The organism is Mycoplasmopsis phocirhinis (genome assembly GCF_004216495.1).
GTDB classification, from domain to species: Bacteria; Bacillota_I; Bacilli_A; order Mycoplasmatales; family Metamycoplasmataceae; genus Mycoplasmopsis; species Mycoplasmopsis phocirhinis.
The window spans coordinates 18,571-42,694 of record NZ_CP034841.1 but is presented as its reverse complement, the minus strand read 5'-3'; the positions used below and the strand labels follow the sequence as shown (position 1 = coordinate 42,694).

Genomic DNA, 24,124 nt, shown 5'->3' with positions numbered 1-24,124 from the left:
AACTAAAAAAATTTAGTTACTTTTGTTATATTATAAATTATTTTTGATAAATTAAAAACTTATTATAATGTATATATTAATATTAATATTAAATTTAAATGGAGGTTTTGTGTCAAGTAAAAATGAATATGGTGCATCAAATATTAAAGTTTTAAAAGGTTTAGAAGCAGTAAGAGTGCGGCCTGGAATGTATATTGGTTCTACAGGCCCACGTGGTTTACACCATTTAATTTGAGAAATAGTAGATAATTCTGTAGATGAAGCAATGGCTGGTTTTGCAGATAAGGTTTCTATAACTATTACTCAAGATGGTAGTGCAATTATTGAAGATAATGGACGAGGTATACCTGTTGATATCCACCCCGAAACTGGTCTATCAACAGTTGAAACAGTTTTAACAGTTTTACATGCCGGCGGTAAATTTGATTCTGAAACATATAAAGTTTCGGGTGGACTACACGGTGTAGGTGCTTCAGTTGTTAATGCTTTAAGTATAAGTTTAGAAGTATGGGTAAATCGTGATTCAAAACAATATTATGCTCGCTTCGCTGATGGTGGCCAAATTGTTGAACATCTTAAAGAAATTGCAAGTCTAAATTCAAAAACATCTGGCACAAAAATAAAATTCAAACCTGATTTTTCAATAATGGATGAACATCCTTTTGATAAAAATGTAATTTTGGACCATGCTAAACAAATTGCATACTTAAATAAAGGTTTAAAAATATACGTAAACGACGAACGTGATAGCACTGAAAAAGAATTTTGCTTTGAGGGTGGTATAGTTGATTATGTTAAAGAATTAAATAAAGGTCAAAAACTTATTCACCAAAATGTAATTTACGCCGAAGGAGAATATTCTTACAACAACGAAGCACCTGTAGTTGTTGAAGTTGCTGTTCAATATAACGAGAAAATAACTAGTAATGTTGTGAGTTATGCTAACAACATTATAACAGTGGAAGGCGGAACACACGAAAGTGGTTTTTATGACGCTCTTGTACGACTTATAAATAACTATGCAACTTTAAATTCCTTTATTAAAAACGATGATGATAAATTTACTCGCGATGATGTAAAAGAAGGAATAGTAGCTATTATTTCAATTAAACATACCGATCCTATTTTTGAAGGCCAAACTAAAAGTAAATTAGGAAATAAAGATGCCCGTATAGCGGTTAATAAGGTATTTAGTGATTCATTGGAAAGATTTTTAAACGAAAATCCTTTTGAAGCCAAAGTTTTAATTCAAAAAATTATTGATGCTCGCAAATCAAGACTAGCAGGTCAAGCAGCCCGTGATGCAGCTCGTCGCAAAACAGTTTTTGATTCAGGATCTCTACCGGGCAAGTTAGCTGATTGTTCATCAAAAAATGCTGAAATAAGCGAATTGTATATAGTTGAGGGTAATTCGGCTGGAGGTTCAGCCAAAAATGGTCGCGATCGTGAAACACAAGCTATTTTACCTCTTCGTGGAAAAGTGATCAATGTTGAAAAAAACGCACCAAGCAAAGTTTTCGCAAATGCTGAGATTTTGTCATTAATTTCCGCGTTAGGTACTGGTGTTGGTGAAGATTTTAATATTAATAAATTAAGATATCACAAAATTGTCATTATGACTGATGCTGATGTTGATGGATCTCATATTAGAACTTTGCTCTTAACGTTTTTTTACCGTTATTTTAGACCTTTAATTGAGTATGGTTTTATATATATCGCTCAACCACCGTTATATAGGCTGCAACAAGGAAAAACAATAAAATATGTCTATAGCGATACAGAAAAGGAAACTTTAATGGCTCAAATGAACCAATCTCAAAAAATAACAGTTCAACGTTATAAAGGTTTAGGTGAAATGGATGCTGAACAACTTTGAGACACTACTATGGACCCAAACAATCGAAAAATGTTACAAGTACAAATTTCAGATGCTGCCCAAGCAGATTGAACTTTTACCACTTTAATGGGTGATGAAGTGTTTCCGCGTCGTGAATTTATTGAAGCTAACGCTAAATACGTTAAAAATATCGATTTATAGGTTTAAATAACTTCATTTAACAAAAAATGCAAAAAAAAGTGTTTTTTTAAAGTAAAAAACCATTTTTTATAATAAAATAATATAACCAATATGAAAGGAATTAACATGCTAAAAGAAATTGATCAAACTACTTACAAAAATGAAGTTCATGGCAAAGAACAAAAACCATACTTATTAGTATTTCACGCTTTATGATGCCCTCCATGTAGAAACTTTAAAAATTCTTTAGAAGAATTAGTAGAAAAAAACGGAGTTAAAGTATATCGGGTAAATATAGATGAAAATCAAGATTTGCCGGCTGAATACGGTGTAAAAAATCTGCCAACATGATTCGTGATGAACCCAGATGGGAGCGTTGCTCAAAAATTAACAGGTTATAAACCTTACGAAGATTTATTACAAGATGTTTCAAAATATCTATAATTAAGCGAGAAATCGCTTTTTTTCTTTGTTTAAAAGCTTGCTTGTTTATAATCTTTGTATGAAAATAATAAGCGATAATCGCAAAGGATTACACGGGTATAAAATTATAGACACTTATGAGGTAGGAATAGCACTCGAAGGTTGAGAAGTTAAATCTGCACGAGCTGGTACAGTTCAATTAACAACTTCTTATTGCTTTTTTAAAAATAATGAAATTTTTCTCTCAAACGCAACTTTTAAACAATTTATGTTAATTCAAACTAACGAAACCCAAGAACGTAAATTATTAATGCACAAAAACCAAATTATTCGTCTGCAAAACAAAAAAGAACGCCTTGCTTCTTCGACAATTTTGCCAACTAAAATATATTTTAATTCCGCTTCAAGAATAAAAGTTGAAATCGCATTAGTGACCGGAATGAATAAATCCGATAAACGCGAAGCACTTAAAAAACGCGATAATGAACGTTATTTACAAAAAGTTTTAAGAAATTATAAATAAGGCTTTTAAGCCTTATTTTTGTGTAATTATTACTGGTTTAAAAATGTGTGTGAGTTGCTTTTGTTCAGTGTCTATTTCATTATATTTATTGTTCTCAATACTTTGAATAATTTTTTCAATTTGTTCACCTATTTTTCTATAGTCTATAAATATTTTGGTTTTGTATTTTTTTTGAGTATCGTATATTGATTGAAAACCTATATCCGTTAGTCTTAATTGTTTATCGTTTGAAGAAACTAAATTAACAAATGTTTCGTGAGTAGAACATACAACATTGACATGGTTATTATCAATTAAATATTTTTGAAATTTTTGTACTTCGACAATTTTTTTATTGTTAACTAAATATCTTTCATACTCAATATTCAATTTTTCACAAGCTTTTTTAAAACCTGAAAAACGTAATTGGCATTGCCTTACCGACAATTTAGCATCATCAGCATAAATTAATTTTTGCGATGGTTCAATATAATCGGCAAATATTTTTGTTACTGAAAAAAAAGCATTTTCGGTATCAATGTCTACTCAATTTAAACCTTCAACTTGTTCTCCATAAATAACTGTGGTTGTGTCAAAATGGTGATATTTTAAGAAATGAATAATTTGCTCATTTTCTATTTTAGGTAGAAAAAAAACAATCGCACTTGGTTTCCAAGCTAAACAATATTTAATCGTTTCAATATATTCTTGTTGATTTGAAGCTGAATGAGTAATAAAAACTTTTTTACCGTTGTTTTTAGCGGCTTGTTCAATACCATTCATTATATGAGTATAAGCGTTATCATATCATTCAGGAACTATAATAAATATTGAACTACTACGGCCTTTAATAAGTCGAGCACCGTTGTTTGGATAATAACCATGTTCTTTCACAACTTTCTCAATTTTAGCTTTTGTTTTTTTGCTCACATAGCCACCGTTATAATATCTGCTAACTGTACTTATTGAAACTTTAGCTAATTTTGATATATCTTTATATGAAAAACTTCTCATAATTTAATTATATATAATTAATTTAAATAATTTATTTTTGGTTTATAATAAAAACGCTTATAGAACAATAACATCGTAATTGGTCAGGACGGGAACGTAGCAGCCACGTCGAAAAGTGTTGTGTCTATAAGTACTTTTTTTTTATTCATTTTTGTTTTTATTTTGTAAAAAAATAACAAAACTTTTGCCATACTTTTTAGTTTTAAAGTGTGCAAAATACAATAAGAATTGAATGTTATGAGTACTATCAGTTTCAATAATAATTTGACCATTTTCGTTTAAGAGTTTTCTTTGATAAATAATTAATAGCGATTCATTAATAATTTCATAATTAGCATAGGGCGGATCAATAAAAATAAAATCAAATTTAGCCTGTGTAGTTTGTAAAAATTTTAACGAATCCGTCTTAAAAACATTTTGAACATTTAGTTTTAATGATTTGAGATTACTTTGAATTGTTTCTATTGCAGTTGAGTTGGAATCGATAAAAATAACATTTTGAGCATTATTGCTCAATGCTTCTAAACCCATTGCACCACTTCCGGCAAATAAATCAAGCACGTTTTTATTTTCTATATCAAAACGAATTGAGTTAAATATTGCTTCACGAACGCTATCTTTTGTTGGCCTTGTAAAGGAGGTTTTAGGCTCTTTGATTTGCATTCTTCTATATTTACCTGAAATTATTCTTAACATTTCTCCTCACTTCAAATTCTTTTATTTATGGTATTATAATTTAACTATGAAATACAAAGTAAAATTAGTAAAACTTCCTAATCAAGTTTTGCGTCAAAAATCACAAAACGTGAAACTTCCTCTTACTGATGAAGATATTCATTTAGCTGAAACGATGATTTATCACATCGACAATAGTCAAACATCTAACACTAAATTTCAACCCGGTGTGGGTGTAGCAGCAGTCCAATACGGTATTTTAAAAAATATGTTCTATATAAACACTGAAGAAATCGATCCTTTATTAATTTCTAATGGCGTTAGAAAAATAAAGGATGTGTTTATTAATCCCAAAATAATAGCAAAATCAGAATATAAAATCTCACTCAATGATGGAGAGGGTTGTTTAAGTGTTGGAAAAAATATCAAAGGCCAAGATGGTTATGTTTATCGTGCAAATAGAATTGTTTTTGAAGCTTATTCATATGCTGAAAAAAAAGTAGTCAAAATGGATTTAGAAGGTTATTTAGCAATAGTTGCCCAACATGAATTAGACCATTTAAATGGGAAATTATTTATTGACCATATCAACAAAAAAAATCCTTGAAAAAAAGAACCTAATTCACATCTCATAGGCTAAATAGTAATAATACCAATTTTAAATAAGGTATTATTTTTATTTAGTAAAATTTTATAGACATGAATAATAATTTTTTAAATTATCGTTTTTTTTCATTTTTAACACAAAACAATATAACACTTGCCACAACAATAACAATATCAATTATTTTCGTTATTTTTGTCAAGTCAATTTTGTTAGGTTTTTGACGTGGGTTTTGGTTTTCGCTGATTATGACAATATTATCTATCACAACATCAATCATAACATTTACAATATTAGTTAATATTTTTTCAACATATATCAGTACTAAATTACTTGAAATTAACTTATTTAAAAATAATAAATTTTTAATTGAAGATACAACCAAAGTCAGTTTAGGTTTAATAGTTTTGGCAATTATTTTTGTGTTCTATTTAATTTCGCTACTTATAACAATTTTAATAGTCTCATTTTCGCGTTTAAATTTAAAAAAAATAAAAAAACGAGGCAAAAAAACTTTGCTCAATAGGCTATTTGGCTCCTTATTAGCTCCTGTTTCAATCATTCCGCTTTCAATTGGTTTAATTAATGTAGCCGGTGTTTCAAACCATGAAAATATATTGATAAAAAATAATGACAAAATCTTAAATAAATTCTCAAATAGCAAAATAATAGGTATTTCTAAATACTCACCGATTTTAACTTCTATATTTGAACTCAAACAAAATAATATAAAATCGGTCAATTTCAACGCCTTTTTCGCAACATTAGAAGATGGCTTTAGACCAGACAAAATTAAATTTAATAAATTTGAAAATGAGTTAACTATTTCTTTATTTGATGAATTTTCAACTCAAGAACAAATAGATTCTTGAAACAACTTATCCGATGCAAGTAAAATAATTTTAAATAATTGGAGTCAAACCGATGAATCTTGAAATTTATTTATCAAAATGTTAAATTCACAAATAAATTTTAGTCCTCAAACACAACAAAAAATTTTGATATATATTAAACAAATAGAAAATATCATAAGACTTATGCTTGAAAATCCAAATTCAACTAAAATTAAATTAGATTATTTTGACCCAAATAAGATAAAAATATTTGAACATAATATTTCTATAGATAAACAAGAACAAATAGTAAATATTTTTTCTAAAAAAATACTAAGCACAACAGATAAAACAGCACAAAATTTAACAAAAAAAGTATTAAAAGTAGTATTTAATTTTAATTAGGAGAAAAATGAATATTTCAATTAAAAATGTATCTAAAAAACTAAATGTTAGCGAAAACCAAGTTAAAACTGTATTAGACTTAATCGCAGATAACGCCACTGTGCCTTTTATTGCTAGATATCGCCAAGAACAAACTAATGGCTTGGATGAAGAAATTATTCGCCAAATTAATGACTTATATATTTATGACGTCGAGTTAAATAAAAGAAAAGAAGCAATTATTGAAATCTTAAAAGAAAAGCAACTTTTAACAAACGAAATAGAAAATAAATTACGCAACGCACAAACAAAAGCAGAAGTAGAGAATATTTATGAACCATTTAAAGTTGGTAAAAAAACAAAAGCAAGCGAAGCAATAGCACTAGGTTTAGAACCATTAGCAAAAGAAATAATGACCAATACCGACCCATTTTATAGTCCATATAAAGATGCTGAAAAATATTTAAATGAAAAAGTTGAAAGTGTAGAATTTGCTCTAGAACAAGCAAAATATATAATAAGCCAAATAATTTCGCAAGAACCCACAACACGAGACTTTGTAAAAAACCAACTGTTTAATTTTGGCATAATAGTTACAAAATTAAAAAAGAATGCTGAAGATGAAAATCGGAATTTTGAAAATTATTATGACTATAAAGAAAAAGTTAAACACGCTCCAAACCATAGAATAATGGCCATTTCTCGCGGTGAAAACAAAAAAATAATTTCATACGATATCGAATTCAATAAAAAACAAATTTTATATCACTTAAATAATGTTTATTTTAAAAACAAAAAAACTGGTAAATTAATCAATGAATCTATTCAAGATTCTTTAGATAGATTAATAATTCCTTCAATTATTCGTGAAATTAAGGCAGACTTATTTGCTAGAGCAGAAAAAGAAGCAGTAGATTTATTTGCTAATAGTTTAGAGGATATGCTATTATGACCAGCTGTAAAAAATAAAACTATTTTAGCAATTGACCCTGCATATGCTCATGGTTGTAAAGTAGCTGTTTTAGACCCGCAAGGAAACTTTTTAGAAAAACGTCTTATCTTCCCAACTCCACCAAAAAAAGATATTGAAAAAGCCAGCAAAACTATAAATTTTTTAATAGATAAACATAAAGTTAATATTATTGTTATTGGTAATGGAACCGCTTCACGAGAAACTGAAGAATTTATTGCTCAATTATTGAGTCAAAGATCAAAAAACGATGAAAGCGATATTCAGTATGCTATTGTTTCAGAAGTTGGAGCATCTGTATATTCAGCATCAAAAATTGCTCAAGAAGAATTTCCTGATTTTAGCGTAGAAGAACGCTCAGCAATCAACATAGGTCGTAGATTCCAAGATCCTTTAAACGAATTGATAAAAATTGACCCAAGATCAATTGGTGTTGGCCAATATCAACACGATGTGAACCAAAAAGATCTTTCAACAGCATTAAAATTTAAAATTGATAAAGTAGTGAATAAAGTTGGAGTAGATTTAAACACAGCCTCAAAAACAATTCTTACACATATTTCTGGACTTAGTGAAAAAACAGCACAAAACATTATTGATCACCGAAACAAAATTCAAAAATTTGAAAATAGAAATGAATTAAAAAATATAAAAGGAATTGGACCAAAAGCTTTTGAACAAAGTATAGGTTTTTTAAGAATACACGATTCAAAAAACTTTTTTGATAGAACTTCAATTCACCCTGAATCGTATGATTTAGCAACCCGTTTAGTTGAGCATATTGGTGTGGATTTGAGTAATATAAGCATTGAATTATTAAATAATCAAAATATTGAACAACTAGCACAAGAATTAAATTCAAATGTTTATGACATCAATCTGATTCTTGATTCATTAAAAAACCCAACAAAAGATATTCGCGATGATAAAGAAGGTTATAAACTTAAAAAAGATGTTTTAAATGTTGAAGATGTCGTTAAAGGGATGATTTTGGATGGGAGTGTTCAAAGTATCACTGATTTTGGTGCGTTTGTTTATATTGGAATCAAGCAAAATGTTCTAATACATGTAAGTAAAATGCAAAAAAATGATAACCAATAGGTTAAACATCCAAATGAAATTTTAAAAGTTGGTCAAAACATTAAAGTTGAAATATTAGAAAACGATATTGAAAGATCGCGTATAAGCGGAAAATTAGTAAACTAGTCTAAATTCAAAATACCAATAACATTTTCTATATTGGTATTTTATTTTAGTCAAATTTAATAATTTTTTCCATATTAATATTAAATAATAATATTTTAGTATTATTAATATATGAATAAATTTATAAATTTATACAACACAACTGAATATACTTTTTTAGATTCACTAATTAGAGTAAAAACACTGGTAGAACAAAGCAAAAATGCAGGTTTAAAAGCGGTTGTTTTAAGTGACCATAATAATATGTTTGGCCTTGGCTTATTTTTAGATATATGCAAAAAAAACAATATCAAACCTGTTGTTGGATTGGATTTAGACGTTGATAAATACAGATTTATATTGCTTGCCAGAAACTATCAAGGTTTTCAGAAATTAAATGATTTAGTTTTACAAAAATCAAAAAATCACACAATATCTATGTTTGATATCGACAATAGTGATTTAATAATAATCGATCATCCTCTTTACGGTTACTATGCTCAAAATCTCCAAATTTATAAATTTAAAAATGCTCAATATTATGTGAATTCATTAGATATAAATATTAAAAATGCTATCTACATCAAACAAAATCAACTCTTTAACAAAAACGATGTAGATACATTGAATTTACTACAAGAATTAGGTAATAATTTAGTAACAAAACCAGACTTAGACTATTTTGAAACTCCACACTTAAGCGAACAAATATTACAAAGAATCAATAATATTATTGATGATTGTAATTTTGAATTGCCAAAAAAACAATTAAACCTCGCAAAATTCGATAACAACAACTCGTTTGATAATGAAAAAAAATTGATTGAATTATTAAACGCAGGCATTGAACGAGTTCGAAGTGAATTGCCAAAAAACATTAATGATTGAAAACCTCGTCTATCTTATGAGTTTGAAATAATTAAATCATTAGGTTTTATAGATTATTTTTTAATTATCCAAGATTTAGTTAATTGAGCTAAATCACAAGGAATAAGTATTGGGCCAGGTCGGGGTAGTGCGGCAGGTTCTTTGATTTCTTATCTTTTAAATATCACCTCAATAAATCCACTCAAATATGATTTATTATTTGAGAGATTTTTAAACCCACAAAGAGTTTCATGGCCTGACATAGATATAGATATTCAGGATGACCGACGAATGGAGGTCTTTGAATATTTAAAAAATAAATATGGTTTTGATAGAGTTTCATTTATTTCTACATTTCAGACATTAGGGGCCAAAATGGCTATAAGAGATGTTGGGCGAATGTTAAAAATTCCATTAAATGATATTAACATTATCTCTAAAACACTTTCGGCCAATGAAACATTAACTGAAGCAATTGTGAAAAATGTGGCTTTTAGAAACCAAATAGAACAATACCCACTGCTATTAAAACACGCGATGAAAATCGAAGGATTACCACGCCAACAAAGTTATCATCCGGCCGGTTTAATAATTGCCCAAGAAAATTTAACCAACTATGCTCCAGTATCTTTAAGCAATGATGGCATATATCAGCAAGTGCAACTACCTATGGATTATGTTGAAGATTTTGGACTTTTAAAAATTGATTTATTAGGTCTAAAAACTTTAACAGAAATTCAAAATATGGAACAACTTATTGATAAAAATCATTGATTTGAAAATTTATTAAAAAAACCTGAACATAAGGAAATTATTAATGATCAAAATGTTTTTAAAAATTTAAATGATGGTTTAACTGAAGGGTTATTTCAATTAGAATCACCAGGGATGAAAAAAACAATTTCAAAAGTTAAATTAAATTTATTTGAAGATTTATACGCGATTATATCTCTATTTCGTCCTGGTCCAATGGCATATATTACTACTTATGCTAATAATAAACAAAACCCATCATTAATCCAAAGTATTCATCCTGTGTATGATCAAATATTAAGTTCTACATATGGTATTATGGTTTATCAAGAACAAATAATGTTAATAGCTCAAAAAGTAGCAAATATGAGTTTTGTTGAGGCAGACTTTTTAAGACGTGCAATCAGTAAAAAAGATGAACAAAAAATTAAGCAATATAAACAAAAATTTATTGATGGAGCTTTACAAAACGGTTTAAATCAAAGCCAAGTCTATAAGATTTATTCAAATATTGAACGTTTCGCAGAATATGGTTTTAATAAATCACACGCGGTTTCATATGCATTTTTAACAATGAAAATGGCTTTTTATAAAACTTATTATCCTCTAATTTTTTATTCAGCTTTAATTTCTAATTCAAGAGGTTCACAAACTAAAATCAATCAATATGCTTTGGAAATTAGAAAACAAAATAAAATTGTAAATTCACCTTGTATATTAAATTCATCAGTTAATACGGTTATTAAAAATGAACAGATTTGGTTACCTTTTGACATTATTAAAGGTTTTGGTGGCGAAAGTGTAAATAAAATTATTAACAACATCAATGAATTAGGTCCATTTAGCAAAAATTTAAATGAAACTATTTTGCGCTTGCGTTTTGGTGGCTTAACTGAAAATGCAATTGATATTTTAGTTCGCGCTAATGTTTTTAGAGAATACGGCCATATGAATTTTGTTTTAAAACAATCACGGATAATGTTAGATAGTTTCAAAAGTGCTTCTAAAATTACAGATTGAAATACATTAAAAGCTAAATTTGAAAAAATGGGCAATTTTGATTATTTAGTTGAAAATATTGAACGTGATATTGCTTTTGAAGTTAAAAACGAAGAAGAATTGCTGGGAATGTCATACAATGCTTTTGATACTTCACGTTTTGAAAAAGAAGGTGATGTTAAATTAAATTCTATACCACTTAATTATTCAGAGTGAGTAATAGTAAAAGTGGAGCAAATCAAAAAAATCAATTTAAAGCCATATTTTATCGTTGAATTAAGTGACAGCACTCTAAAACAAAGTTTTTTTATTAATATCGCAAAATGAGATGAGTGATCTAATGTTAAAAAAAATGATTTATTAAATGTGAAAATATCAAATAATAATTCAAAACTAAAAATAATAACTTTTAAAGGAATCTAAATGATTAAACCAAAATTTTTACTTATTGATGGTAATTTTTTACTATTTCAATCTTTTTATGCCTCATATGCAAAATATGGTGCTTCAATGCAAGACAATCAAGGACGTAGCACAAATGGTGTACATGTCTTTTTTTTAACTTTGCATAAAATTCTAAATTACATTCAACCACAATATTTGTTTATAGCCTTTGACGCACACGGCAAAACCAAAAGACATCTTTTATATAAAGATTATAAAGCTGGCCGAACAAAAGCACCAGAAATAATTCACGAACAATTTAGTTATGTAAAACAAATTTTAACTGCTTTTAACATTAAATGATTTGAACAAATTGGTGATGAAGCTGATGATTTAATTGCCACTTTGGCTCAAATTGATGATGTTGAAAAATATATTTTTTCTAAAGATCAAGATTTGTTACAACTGGTTGACAAAGACACTAGTGTTATTTATAAAAACAATGTCAATGAATTTGATCTATACACAATGTCAAATTTTGAATACTTTCATAAAATTAAACCACACCAAATACCTGATTTAAAGGGATTAGCAGGAGATAATTCAGATAACATTAAAGGTGTTAATGGTATAGGAAAAATCGGAGCGATTAAACTTATACAACAATATGGCTCACTTGAAAATATTTACCAAAATATTAACAATATCAAAGGAGCCACTAAAACTAAACTTGAATTAGGTTATGAAGATGCTAAATTCGCAAAATCTTTAACCATTTTAAACAAAAATGTAGAAATGAATTTAGATATCGCATTTTATTCAGTAGCTAATGTAAATATCGAAAACGGAATAAAAGAATTACAAAACTTTAACTTGAATTCGGTAATCCAAAAATGAAATGAATTTAAACAATAGCGCTTCTAAACGCTATTTTTAGCAATCTTTTTCACAAAATTCCATAAATTTAATACTTATACAGCGTATCTCGCTTCAAAATGATAATTTAATATAAAATAAAAGAATGTAAAACATAGGAGGAAAATGAACAAGAAAAAACTTAGCTTTATAACATTAGCTACAACTTCATTGGCGGCATTCCCAGCAATTGCTGCATCATGTGCAAAACAAACAGATTATTCTGACAAAATAACTGTGGGAGTAAAAAGCGGTTTAATGTCAAAACCGGCTTCTTCAATTAATATCAGTGATATAAATGCACTTGTAACAACCGAAGATAAAATTACTGTTACAGTAAAAGAAGTAAAGGTTTCAAGCGAATCAGATACAACTTTATTAGTTACTTTAGATGTTCGTGATGATAAAACCGGAAAAATTCAAAAAGTAATCAAAACTATAACCGGGTTTTCTCAACCTAATCAAGCAACAGCAAATGTAAATACAGATGCACCAAGTGTAAATTATTCAGAATTATTAGTTTTAAGTGTAAACGATGAAGCGAAAAAACATTACGCTAAAAATATGACTGTTCACGATGTAAGTGTGAAATTAACTAATTCAGACGCAAATGTTGTTGTTAGTAATGTAGCAACTAACCAAAACAATAAAACAATTTTGGATGTTACAATTACAATAACCGAAAAAAACGGCAAAACTTTATCAATTGTTAAACAAATTGAAGGTTTTAAACCTGAATATCCACAACAAATTCAGGACGCATACGAAAATTTACCTAAAAACATCAATATAGTAAAAAATATTGCCAGCTCAAACTTTTTTGCTACCGCTCAAGACGGCACTAAAATTTATTGAGATTTTCGTCAAAACGCTTTTTATGATAAACCTTACAACAAAAATAGCGATAATAATTCAAGAATAAAATTATTTGAAATTAATCCTGATTTTAGATTAGGATTTGGTGTTAATACCGCTTCACCAAAACAAGAAGGTATGCAAGATAGTGAATTAAATAATAGTGCAATTTTAGTAAAAACAAATAATGGTTATGCACTAAAATTTAGACTTTCGCAATACAAAAATAAAAAAACACCAAGCGAATTTTATGAAGACGTAGTAATTTCACAAAATCAAGAATTTAACTTTTTGACACAAGAACAATTAAATGAAAAAACAGCCAACGTAACTTTGATTTATCCGGACGCTGGTCGTCGTAAAGAAATTGATGCAAACCAAGAAGTTTTAACCCATAATTTGGATGATCAAGAATTAATGATTTTAGTTAAATCATTTACACCAAAACCTGGTGAAGGCAAAGTAGTTGTAACATACACTATCGGTAGTTCTGTGGGCGAAGAAATTCTTGAAACCGAGGTTAAAACTCAAGAATTAACAGGCTTTAAGGTCGATAGTTTTGATGCTCAATTTGCTAATTTAACTGTTGAATATCCTTCGATGACACAAACATTACCATCAGCTGCACAAACTGAATCATTCGTGTTTAAAAATGGTGATCAAACATATACATTTGCCAATGATGTTACAAAAACTTTAACTATTAAACAAGATTCAGTTAATGATTATAAAGGAAATTTGACTTTAGTTTTAAACGTAACTAAGGATAATAATTCATTTAACAAAGAATATAGTTTGAGTGGTTTCAAACAAAAAGAATTTAATTTTGAACAATATATTAACAACGAAATGTATAAACCATCATTAAATTCGAACATTGATAAAACCCAAACTAACGCAGCTACATTGCTAGCTTCAAATTTCACTCTTCCACAATATGATACTCAAGCAGTATATGCTGAAATATCGGGAGTTAGTGTTGATCAAGACAATAACACTGTTGCCAAAGTTAGTGTAAATTGAACAAATTTACTTGTTGAAAATTCACAACCTGTGCTAAAAACTTATGATTTTAGTGGTTTTAAAGCTGTTGAAAATAAAACATATCGGGTTGCTGAATTATATCCTTTAGCATCAAATGGTACATTATTCACCTATGTAGCAAACCAAGATAATAACGAAAAAATAAAAACTGCTTATAATCAAAGCAAAACAAAAGATGCAAACGATAGAAAAGTAGCATTTATTCGTTTAGATAATAAAGGTACTACAATTACAAGTAAAAAAATCAACTTCTCATCAGCTCTTTCTACACCAGATAATGTTAAGGTATTAACCCACGGTAATAACCACAATGTCTCATGGCCAGCCAAAAAAGGTTCAAACAAAGGTATAGCAATTGTTAAAGACGGAACTAAATATTATTTAGAATATGTTTTAGTTTTAGAAAATGGCGAAGATGACACTGAAGTATTTAAACTAGAATTATTTAATGAAAGTACCTCAAATACCCAAAATTAATATTTCAAAATAGCAAGACTATAGTTTTGCTATTTTTGTTTTAAAATTAAAATGAAACTTAATCAACAAAAATGTATAATAATTTTATGAACAAAAATAAATTAAAATTAATTTTGTCTGTTCCGATTTTATTGACCCCAATTAGTGTTTTAGCATGTAATAATAATCAAAATTTAAACCAAGTTTCAATTCAATTAAAATCAAATATAAACCAAATAACTCTTGATGAATTAAGTTCATATTCTTTTGAATTAAAACAAAACAATTTAAAAAATACTAAAATCATAATATTAAATAAAGAGTTAAAAGCAAACGGTGAAATTGAAATTCTTTATCAATTAAAAAATGCAAATTTTACTTCAAGCATTAAAGAATATATTGTTGCTAGTAATAAAATCATAAACAATAACTCAACCCAAAACCAAATGGATAACGATAGTGTTATTCAACAAAAAGATATTGAAAATATTGCTATCAATACTCAAGAATCTGACAAAATTCAAACAATTGATGATGAGCGAACAAATACCAAAAATTCTGCCAATAACACAAATATAATCAATTCAAACGAAAATGAAGTTGCAAACCAAAACAAAAGTGCTAGTCAGCAAAGACAAATTGATTCAAGAAACTTTTTAAGATTAGCTTCGTGAAATGTTTTAAATTTTGGACAAAGTACAGTTCAAAATTTTAAACCTAAAGCAGAAGCTATATCTTCAATAATCTATACACAAGGTTATGATGTTATAGGCATAACGGAATTAGATAGTGAATTAGCAATTCAAAAAGTAGTTGAGCTCTTAAAACAAATAGATACCAAACACTCAGCCAATAATGATTGAAAATATATTATTTCTGATGAATATCCAATTGCAAAAGGACATAAATCTCAAGCAGATAAATATGCTGCATTTATTTACAAAAATTCAATAGTTTCCCCAGTTTTATTACAAAATAATCAATATTATGCTTTATATGATAACTCTAATTTTGAACCAAAGTTTGGTGGCAGTTTATTGGGTTATTCTAGACCACCGTTTAGTGTTAAATTTCAAGTTAATTTATTAGATTATAAAAATAATAATTTTACTTATCTGCTTTCTCATTTTGATGGCCCAGGAGTTCAAAACGGCGAAATAAAAGTTAAAGGTAAAAACGGTTCAGGCGAATTCAATGAAGCTTGAAACATAAAAAATGTTTTTGAATGAGCTAAAACTATAAATAACGGTGATGATGATTTAATTTTCCAAGGTGATACAAATATTGAATTATCAAATCAAAATAAAGCATTTGAGTGGGTTAATAATTATGACGCAAAACTTGTTTTTAGTGATAGCGAACATTTTGCAACCTCATTAAAAAAATCATACGCCCAATATAGTCAGCCATATGACAAAATAATTCATAGTTCAAATCTACAATATACAAACGAAAAAATTTATCATTTATACGATTTTGTTAATGACCCAACTGTGTTTCAGTTTGCTAATATTTCATCTTTAGAACAATGAATTGAATATTGCAACCACCATTCTAATAAAAAATACGCAAATGAAACCGGGTATATTTATTATGGGGTTTCAGATCACTCACCAATCAGTTATGACTTAATTTTAGACGCTAACGATGTGTATTAAAAAATTGACTTGCCAGTCAATTTTTGTCTATTATTTAATTTTAATTAATGAACTTACTTCAATTTTTTTATCTTTAAATTTGTCTCTGCCTTTAAGCGATTCTAATTCTAATAATAAAATTATTCGCTTTACTACAGCCCCTTGTTCCTCCAACAATGTAACAATTGCTTTTGTAGTCCCTCCGGTTGCTAAAACATCATCTATTATCGCTACACTTTGGCCAGGCTTCACAAAACCTTTTTGAATTTGTAAAACGTTATTACCATATTCTAAATCGTAATTTTTACTAATAACTTCTCCAGGTAATTTGCCTGGTTTTCTTACCATAATGAATGGTTTTTTTAACATTGCAGCAGTTGGGGTGCCAAATAAAAAACCTCTAGCATCTGGACCAACAATAATATCACAATCCTTTGCAAGATTAGCCATTTGAACGATTGTGTAATTTAAAGCATCACCATTAGCTAATAATGGGCTAATGTCTTTAAATAAAATTCCTTGTTTAGGAAAATTTCAAATATCTCTAATGTATTTTTCTAGTTCCATTAAATCTCCAAATTATTATCAAAATTTAAATAGTTACTGGAACATCTTCAAAAAATTCAACAATGTCGTCTTCTTTAAGATCATTAAATTTATGAATTTTCATTCCAAAATCTTTACCTTTTTCCACTTCTTTAACATCATTAATATCGCGACGTAGAGTGTCAATTATACCTTCATGAATCAATTTTTTATTCCGAAATACTTTTACTTTAGAGTGTGCTTTTACAACTCCCTCATCAAGTAATACACCACCAATCGTTCCAACTTTTGAATAGAAAAATGTCTTAATAATATGTCCTGAACCAATTTTTTTCTCTTCATAAACAACAGCTTTTTCACCATCTAATCAAGCTTGCATATCTTCAATAACTTTAAACACCACGTCGTAATGAGCAATTTTTACACCTGCTTGTTTAGCGCTTTGTTTAATGTTTGAACTAGCCTTAATTCTAAAAGTAATAATTAAAGCATTTGAGGCCTGGGCTAATAATAAATCTGAATTTGAAACCTCACCGGTTTGAGCTCCTATAACTTTAATTATTGCTTCGTTATTATTCATTCCGTCTAATTTAGATTTAAGTGCCTCCGAAGTACCTTGTACATCTGAGCGAATAATAACATTAAGAATTTTTTTGCCGTCTTCATCCGAAGTTGTTTGAGTGCGATTAAATAAATGGGTTCTTTTATCCATTTGTTGTTTTTCAATCGCTATTTTTTTAGCAAATTTTTCGTCTTCAAAAGAAATAAATCTTTCGCCTGCTTGTGGAGAAGTATTCAAACCTGATACAACCACGGGCATCCCTGGAGTAGCAAATTCAATGGTTTTACCGTTAGTGTTTTTTAAAGATTTTATACGACCATAAGTTGAACCAGCCACCATATAATCACCTTTATATAAGGTACCATTATCAATTATCAATGTTGCTACAACACCAACACCTTTATCAGCTTTAGATTCTAAAACAAAACCCGATGGATAACGATTTTTATTGGCTTTTAAATTCATTAAATCCGAAAAAGCAATAATATTATCTAATAATTCATCAACACCTTGGCCAGTTTTTGCAGAACCATAAACAATAGGTGTTTCTCCGCCATATTCTTCAATAATAACATCATTTTCGGCTAGTTCGCGTTTAACTTTTTCTATATCTTTAGTACTTTTATCCATTTTATTAACAAAAACAATCATAGGTGCATTTGCTGCTTTAGTATGTTGGATCGCTTCTTTTGTTTGCGGCATAACCCCATCATCAGCAGCCACTACCAAAATAACTATGTCAGTTACTTGCGCACCTCTTGAACGCATTTTAGTAAAAACTTCATGTCCAGGTGTGTCAATAAAAGTAATAGTTCCTTTTTCGTTGATGAATTGATATGCACCCACGTGCTGGGTAATACCGCTAGTTTCACTTTCAACAACTTTTGATTTACGAATAAAATCTAATAAAGATGTTTTACCGTGGTCAACATGACCCATAATCGTAATGACCGGTGGACGTTTACTAAGAGATTTTTCATCATCAATTAATTCAACTGTGTTTAAAAAATTTGAAGCATCAACGCTTTGTTCTTTTTTAAAATCAAGATTTAATTCAAGGCATAATTCAGCAATTTCTTCTTCTTCTAAAATATGATTTATTTGGTAAAGTTTGCCTTTCATCATAAATTTTTTAATTAAATCGTTGGGATTTAATTTCACTTTATTGGCAAATTCACCTAAAGGCATTGAGCCAGTAAAAATAAAAACACCATCCTTTACTTCTGTTTTAATACTATTTAATTGCGATTGAACATCGTGTTGATTTGTTATTCTATTTTTTTTAGACATTTCGCCTCCTCTAATTGATGTTGTATATTAATGTAAGTTTCACGATTAACATTTGTTCTAAAAGTACGATTTAGTGCTTTTGTTTTTAAAACTTGTTGTCAGGTTTGTTCATTTAATAAAAGATAAGCACCGCGTCCCTTGAGTTTTTTATCTAAATCCAAACAAATTTGATTATTTTTTTTATCGTAGTCAAATCTTATCAAATTACTAATTTCCAAAATTTGATTAGTAATAATACATTTACGTTTAACCAAACTACTCCTCTCAATCTTCGTCATCAAATTCACTTAAATCAAAATCATCAAGCCCGTATTTTGATAAATCTTCGTCAGTTTTAAAGTTTTCCATAACTTCTTTAACTCTTTTATAATCTTCAAAGTCATCTTTAATTTGATTTACTTTGTCATTTTCGGCAGCAAAACTATTTATAGCATCATCTAAAGTAAATTTATCTTCAACAATTTGCTCATTATTTTGTTGATGTTGTTTAAATAATTCCTCAAATTCTAAACCAAAATCTGATGTATCAATATCCTTAAATTCTTGTTCAGTAAAACTCATAACATCATCGTCAAATGAGTCGGCTGTGATATTGATTTTTGACACATCAAAAGCATTTGGACGTCTTGTTGCTCTGGTGTTTCGTCTTACAAATGTTTTTACATCATTTGATTTAATATTATTGAAAATAATGCCTTGAGCACTTGCTTCCACATCACTAATAATATCTAAATTACAATTGGTTAAACTAGAAGCTAAAGATACATTGACTCCTCTACGCCCAATTGCTGGTGTAAGCGATTCTTTGGCAACAATAACTCAAAATGAGTTTTTAACAGCATTTTGTTCGTTATTTGTTTTTTCAACAACGTCAATAACTCTTGCCGGCGACATTGCGTTTGCAATATATTTTCTAAGATTATCATCATATAAAATAACATCAATTTTTTCGCCTATAACTTCATTAACACCAGTTATTCTTTGACCATTTGGACCTATAATTGCCCCAAAAACATCAAAATCTGTTGGTGCATTTGCCCCTGCTTTAAACGCAACTTTAGTTCTTTCTCCTGGTTGTCTTACAGCATTAACGATATCAATCAAACCTTCATTAAGTTCGGGAATACTAACTCTTAAAGCTTGTTCAACATTTTCTTTAGAATCCACTGAAACTTGGACTTGGCTTAATCTCGCTTCTTCTTCAACATTAATAATAGTTGCGTGTCCATATTGACCAACTTTTATGTTTGCTTTTGAACTAACAAGATTTGAAGGTAAATACGCTGGTGTTGACATTGCGTCTTCTTCCGTAATTTGAACATTTCAAGAACCATCTGAGTTTTTCGCATTATATTGAATGCGTACTCTTTCTCCTATTCGGTTTTTAAAAATTTCATATACTCTCTGTTTTCTTAAAACAGACATTCCTTGTTGAATTGATGAGTGAATTGTCCTTAATAAATTAGGAAATTTAGTGTTTTTCAACACTTTTGAAAACTCTTCTAAATTCAGCTCTTTTGCTACAACATCATCTACTTGACAATCACTTTGTATTAAACGAGCATCTGATAAAGAAATATGAGTTGTGAACATTAATAAACGTGCATCATGGTCTATGTTGTTTGTTAGTTCCAATGCTTCTTCATCCGAAATAACAGACAAAGTTGTAACTAAAGGTGTAAGAGTTTTATCATCTTCATTCAATATATATTCAACTTGAATATCTTCATCAATTTTTGAAAGTATTTTAGTGGTTTCGGCACTGAAAACATTGATGATGTCGTTCAAATTTAATCTTTGTTTAAACTCAAATGATTTAACAATTTCGTAAAAATCTTTAGCTATGTTTGAATTTTTAATAGTTTTTGACATTTTTCTCCTTAAAATTTAACGTATTTTTGAACCGAAGCAATGTTCGATTTTGCAAGTTTAATTTTTCTTATATTACCTTTTTGGTTTCATCTTAATAAAATCGCATCTTCAAAAACTTCTAATAAAGTTGCTTTATATTCATTCACTTTATTTTCATTTTTATGTAGTTTAATCAAAATTTCCTCACCGACATGATTATGCAATTCAGTAAGCGAATAATCTAAACTTATTCCGGGGGAATGAACACAAATAGAATCGAAGCGTTCAATATTTTGTGTATTTAATCAATCGTTTATAAAACTAGAAACCGCATTAACTTTACTTAAATCAGTATGTTTTACTGTTATATCTAACACAAACAATGAATCTATAGTTGTTTCTTTCGCATCTATTATAGTATCACCAAATTGTTCTTGTAGTCTAAGTTTTCAATTCAACATTTCTCCTTAAAAATAATAAAAAGTTGCTTTAGCAACTCAATTAATATTTGACTTGTAATATTATTATACATAAATGCTAAAATAAATCAAAATTTTTTCTCGTTTTGAAATTTATCAATTCTTAACAATTAAACAAAATACTTTTTTTAAAATTATTTCTATTTGTTATAATGTTAATGATTTTTTCATATTTAAATACAAACGAAAAAAGAGGAGGCTTATATGGCAAATATTAAATCAAAAATTAAACACATTGCTAAATCTGAACAAAACAGATTAAGAAACAACGCAATGAAAACAAGAGTGCGTAAAGCAATTAGAGCAGCAAGGGAAGCTGTTTTATCTAAAGATGAAAAAGCAACTGAATTAGTACAAAAAGCACATTCAATTATTGCTACTGCTGTACAAAAAGGTGTTTTTCACCCTAATAAAGGTGCTAGAAAATCTTCACGTTTAGATAAATTTGTTAACACTCAAAATGCTGTTGTTCAAACACAATAAGCCTTTGTAATGTATTTAAGCAACATTTAAATGTTGCTTTTTCTTAAAAAATTATCAAAAAAACAGGAAAATTTCCTGTTTTATTATTTAATTTTATCCTAAAATTTCTTTAATTACTGTAGCAATTTTATCTTTATTAACACCAAATTCATTTTCTAGTGCTGGTAAAGGAACTGTAACGTCAGGCGCGTTTAAACGAACTGGAGCAGCAACTAAGTTGTCAAATGCTTCTTCGTTAACACGAGTAATAATTTCAGCTGTAATTGAACCTGATTGAACTGATTCTGAAACAACTAATAAACGACCTGTTTTCTTAACTGATTCAACAACTGTTTTTGTGTCAAGAGGTTTTAAACTTCTTAAGTCAATAACTTCAACTGAGTATTCTTTTCCTTCTTCTCTTAATAATTTTAGTGCAGCAGTTGTTTCGTGTAACATGTGTCCATAAGTTACAAGTGTTAAATCATCACCTTCAACTTTAACATCTGCTTTACCAATTTCAAGTGTATAGTAACCAGCAGGAATTTCTTCTTTGAAAGCACGGTAGTCATGTTTGTGTTCCAAGAATACAACTGGGTCATTATCTTCAATAGCTGAAATTAATAAACCTTTTGTATCATAAGGTGTAGCAGGCATAACTACTTTTAAACCTGGAATGTGTGTGAATAATGCTTCAAGAGCTTCTGAGTGGTGTTCTAGAGCTTTAACCCCTCCACCAACTGGCATTCTTAATACCAATGGTGCGCAAAGTTTACCACGTGATCTGTTTCTCATACGAGCAGCATTTGGGAATAATTGTCCTAAACCGTAGAATACAAAACCTGAGAATTGAATTTCGGCAACTGGTCTTAAACCTGCCATAGCTGAACCTAATGCAGAACCAACAATAGCTGATTCAGAAATTGGAGCATCGAATACTCTATCTACACCGAATTTTTTTTGTAACCCTTGTGTTGCACGGAATACACCACCTTCAAAACCTGCGTCTTCACCATAAACAATAATAGATTTATCTCTCTCCATCATAACTTCTAAAGCGTTAGTGATGGCACCAATGTTATTTAATTTAACTGTTTCCATAATATATCTCCTTATTAAATGTGAATCCTATTTTACAAATCTTCTGTTTGCTTCTCTTTGTTCGATTAGTTCATCAGGTAATGTTTCATAGGTGTATTTGTAGATATCGTCATATCCTTCTGTTGCAAGAGTTTCTGTCGATTTGTCATATGATGCTTTTGCATCTTCGGTAGCAGCGTTAAAGAATGCTTCTTTTTCAGCTTCGGTAACAATTCCATTGTCCATCAAGTATTTTTCAATACGGTGGAATGGTTCTCATTTTTCGTGTTCAATTTCTTCTTCTCTTGTACGGTATACACGTGGGTCATCTGAAGTGGTGTGTTGGCCTTGACGTCATGTAACCATTTCTACTAAAACAGGTCCGTTTCCTTCACGTGCTCATTCAGCAGCTTCGTGTAAAGCTTCGTAAGCAGCTAATAAGTCATTACCATCTACACGTAAACCTGGAATATCGTATGATAGAGCTCTTTGTGAGATAGTTTTTACTTTGTAGCTATTGTGTTCTGGAACTGAAATTGCTCATCTGTTGTTTGAAACAACTACAACTAATGGTAAGTTAAATAATGATGCTCAGTTTAGACCTTCGTGGAATTCACCTTCGTTTGTTCCACCGTTACCAACAATAGTAAATGCTACTTGGTTTTCACCTTTAAGTTTTAAAGCTTTAGCAACTCCGGCAGCTTGTGAAATTTGTGAAGCAATAACAACTTGCAATGGAACTGTATTAGATTTGAATCTGTTTCCTAATTCAGAACCTCTTCAGTATAGGTATACTGATTCCATTGATTCACCACGAGCTAATAATGTACCTAAAACACGGTAGTGAGGTACAAATCAGTCGTGTTCTTTCATCGCAAAACCTAAAGCTGTTAAGTGAGCTTCTTCACCTAAAGCTGGAGCAAATGTTCCTAAACGCCCTGTTCTTTGTAGTGTCAATGCGTATGTATCTCATGCACGAGATTTTAACATGTTTGCGTACATGTCTTTCAATAATTCATTAGATGCAGTTGGTTTAAATGATTTATCAATTAAATTACCATCCACGTCTAAAAAACGAATCATTGTTTCTGGGTCGTTCATCACTTTGCGACCATCGATAAATTTGAATTTCATATGCGTTTCCTTTCATAGAATAAAATTGTATATTTTTTATACATAATAATTATATAAGAAGAAACAGCAAACTGTAAAATTATTTTTTAATTAAAATTATATAAAATCTAAAAAAGAACACAAAAAAACATATAAAATTATTTTTTTATTGTATATAAAGCAAAATTTAATTTTAAAAATGACTTTGAATTTGTCTTAATCCA

General features: G+C 29.0%; 19 protein-coding genes, 1 other RNA gene and 1 pseudogene. 12 read left to right on the top strand and 9 right to left on the bottom strand.

The features are described 5' to 3' along the window. The first annotated feature begins 67 nt into the window (after nt 1-67). The 3 genes from gyrB (at nt 68) to smpB (ending at nt 2,963) form a co-directional block, all read left to right on the top strand. Nucleotides 68-2,038: a DNA topoisomerase (ATP-hydrolyzing) subunit B gene (gene gyrB, locus EG856_RS00195; protein ID WP_130429136.1), complete on the top strand. Its 1,971-nt coding sequence runs from the start codon at nt 68-70 to the stop codon at nt 2,036-2,038. A gap of 90 nt (nt 2,039-2,128) precedes the next feature. After that, a complete protein-coding gene (locus tag EG856_RS00190; RefSeq protein ID WP_318025458.1) occupies nt 2,129-2,461 on the top strand; it encodes a thioredoxin family protein in 333 nt (110 codons plus the stop codon). 58 nt (nt 2,462-2,519) lie between these two features. Continuing rightward, nucleotides 2,520-2,963 carry an SsrA-binding protein gene (smpB, locus tag EG856_RS00185; protein ID WP_130429135.1) on the top strand — a complete coding sequence of 148 codons (444 nt, stop codon included), beginning with the start codon at nt 2,520-2,522 and terminating at the stop codon, nt 2,961-2,963. A 12-nt stretch (nt 2,964-2,975) separates the two neighbouring features. Here smpB and EG856_RS00180 read toward each other — a convergent pair whose 3' ends face one another. Continuing rightward, on the bottom strand, nt 2,976-3,956 hold the full coding sequence (locus EG856_RS00180; protein ID WP_130429134.1) for a LacI family DNA-binding transcriptional regulator: 981 nt from the start codon (nt 3,954-3,956) through the stop codon (nt 2,976-2,978). Between the two features lie 48 nt (nt 3,957-4,004). Between EG856_RS00180 and ffs the strand changes: the two genes are divergently transcribed. Beyond that, nucleotides 4,005-4,100: signal recognition particle sRNA small type (ffs, locus tag EG856_RS00175), an RNA gene on the top strand. Here ffs and rsmD read toward each other — a convergent pair. After that, complete coding sequence (gene rsmD, locus EG856_RS00170; protein WP_130429133.1) at nt 4,098-4,652, bottom strand: 16S rRNA (guanine(966)-N(2))-methyltransferase RsmD; 555 nt, start codon at nt 4,650-4,652, stop codon at nt 4,098-4,100. The genes ffs and rsmD overlap by 3 nt on opposite strands. 46 nt (nt 4,653-4,698) lie before the next feature. Here rsmD and def point away from each other — a divergent pair, with 46 nt between their 5' ends. The 7 genes and pseudogenes from def (at nt 4,699) to EG856_RS00135 (ending at nt 16,538) form a co-directional block, all read left to right on the top strand. Continuing rightward, nucleotides 4,699-5,271, top strand: coding sequence for a peptide deformylase (gene def, locus EG856_RS00165; RefSeq protein WP_130429132.1), 573 nt, complete (start codon nt 4,699-4,701; stop codon nt 5,269-5,271). A 59-nt stretch (nt 5,272-5,330) separates the two neighbouring features. Continuing rightward, complete coding sequence (locus EG856_RS00160; protein WP_130429131.1) at nt 5,331-6,473, top strand: hypothetical protein; 1,143 nt, start codon at nt 5,331-5,333, stop codon at nt 6,471-6,473. 7 nt (nt 6,474-6,480) lie between these two features. Then, nucleotides 6,481-8,628: pseudogene (locus tag EG856_RS00155) on the top strand (helix-hairpin-helix domain-containing protein). 111 nt (nt 8,629-8,739) lie between these two features. Next, entirely contained in the window at nt 8,740-11,649 is a 2,910-nt protein-coding gene (gene dnaE / locus EG856_RS00150; RefSeq protein WP_130429130.1) for a DNA polymerase III subunit alpha, read from the top strand. Next, nucleotides 11,650-12,525 carry a 5'-3' exonuclease gene (locus tag EG856_RS00145; protein WP_130429129.1) on the top strand — a complete coding sequence of 292 codons (876 nt, stop codon included), beginning with the start codon at nt 11,650-11,652 and terminating at the stop codon, nt 12,523-12,525. Between the two features lie 126 nt (nt 12,526-12,651). Then, complete coding sequence (locus tag EG856_RS00140) at nt 12,652-14,901, top strand: lipoprotein 17-related variable surface protein (protein WP_130429128.1); 2,250 nt, start codon at nt 12,652-12,654, stop codon at nt 14,899-14,901. A gap of 86 nt (nt 14,902-14,987) precedes the next feature. Then, the gene (locus EG856_RS00135; protein WP_130429127.1) at nt 14,988-16,538 is read left to right on the top strand and encodes an MnuA family membrane nuclease; all 1,551 of its coding nucleotides are present in this window, start codon (nt 14,988-14,990) and stop codon (nt 16,536-16,538) included. 30 nt (nt 16,539-16,568) lie between these two features. Here EG856_RS00135 and EG856_RS00130 read toward each other — a convergent pair whose 3' ends face one another. From EG856_RS00130 to EG856_RS00110, 5 genes are read right to left on the bottom strand one after another with little or no spacing between them, the layout of a single operon-like run. After that, complete coding sequence (locus tag EG856_RS00130) at nt 16,569-17,084, bottom strand: adenine phosphoribosyltransferase (protein WP_130429126.1); 516 nt, start codon at nt 17,082-17,084, stop codon at nt 16,569-16,571. A gap of 25 nt (nt 17,085-17,109) precedes the next feature. After that, nucleotides 17,110-18,915, bottom strand: a complete 1,806-nt coding sequence (gene infB / locus EG856_RS00125) for a translation initiation factor IF-2 (RefSeq protein ID WP_130429125.1) — start codon at nt 18,913-18,915, stop codon at nt 17,110-17,112. Beyond that, a complete protein-coding gene (locus EG856_RS00120) occupies nt 18,894-19,169 on the bottom strand; it encodes a YlxR family protein (protein WP_232954227.1) in 276 nt (91 codons plus the stop codon). The genes infB and EG856_RS00120 overlap by 22 nt, the downstream gene beginning before the upstream one ends. A 1-nt stretch (nt 19,170) precedes the next feature. After that, nucleotides 19,171-20,787: a NusA N-terminal domain-containing protein gene (locus EG856_RS00115; protein ID WP_130429123.1), complete on the bottom strand. Its 1,617-nt coding sequence runs from the start codon at nt 20,785-20,787 to the stop codon at nt 19,171-19,173. An 8-nt stretch (nt 20,788-20,795) separates the two neighbouring features. Further along, nucleotides 20,796-21,227 carry an LSm family protein gene (locus EG856_RS00110; protein WP_130429122.1) on the bottom strand — a complete coding sequence of 144 codons (432 nt, stop codon included), beginning with the start codon at nt 21,225-21,227 and terminating at the stop codon, nt 20,796-20,798. A gap of 222 nt (nt 21,228-21,449) precedes the next feature. Here EG856_RS00110 and rpsT point away from each other — a divergent pair, with 222 nt between their 5' ends. Further along, nucleotides 21,450-21,728: a 30S ribosomal protein S20 gene (rpsT, locus tag EG856_RS00105; protein WP_130429121.1), complete on the top strand. Its 279-nt coding sequence runs from the start codon at nt 21,450-21,452 to the stop codon at nt 21,726-21,728. Nucleotides 21,729-21,821: 93 nt separating this feature from the next. Here the strand turns inward: rpsT and EG856_RS00100 are convergent, their stop codons facing one another. Both EG856_RS00100 and EG856_RS00095 read right to left on the bottom strand, forming a co-directional pair. Then, nucleotides 21,822-22,808: an alpha-ketoacid dehydrogenase subunit beta gene (locus tag EG856_RS00100; RefSeq protein ID WP_130429120.1), complete on the bottom strand. Its 987-nt coding sequence runs from the start codon at nt 22,806-22,808 to the stop codon at nt 21,822-21,824. 27 nt (nt 22,809-22,835) lie between these two features. Next, nucleotides 22,836-23,921 carry a thiamine pyrophosphate-dependent enzyme gene (locus tag EG856_RS00095; protein ID WP_130429119.1) on the bottom strand — a complete coding sequence of 362 codons (1,086 nt, stop codon included), beginning with the start codon at nt 23,919-23,921 and terminating at the stop codon, nt 22,836-22,838. Nucleotides 23,922-24,124 lie beyond the last annotated feature (203 nt).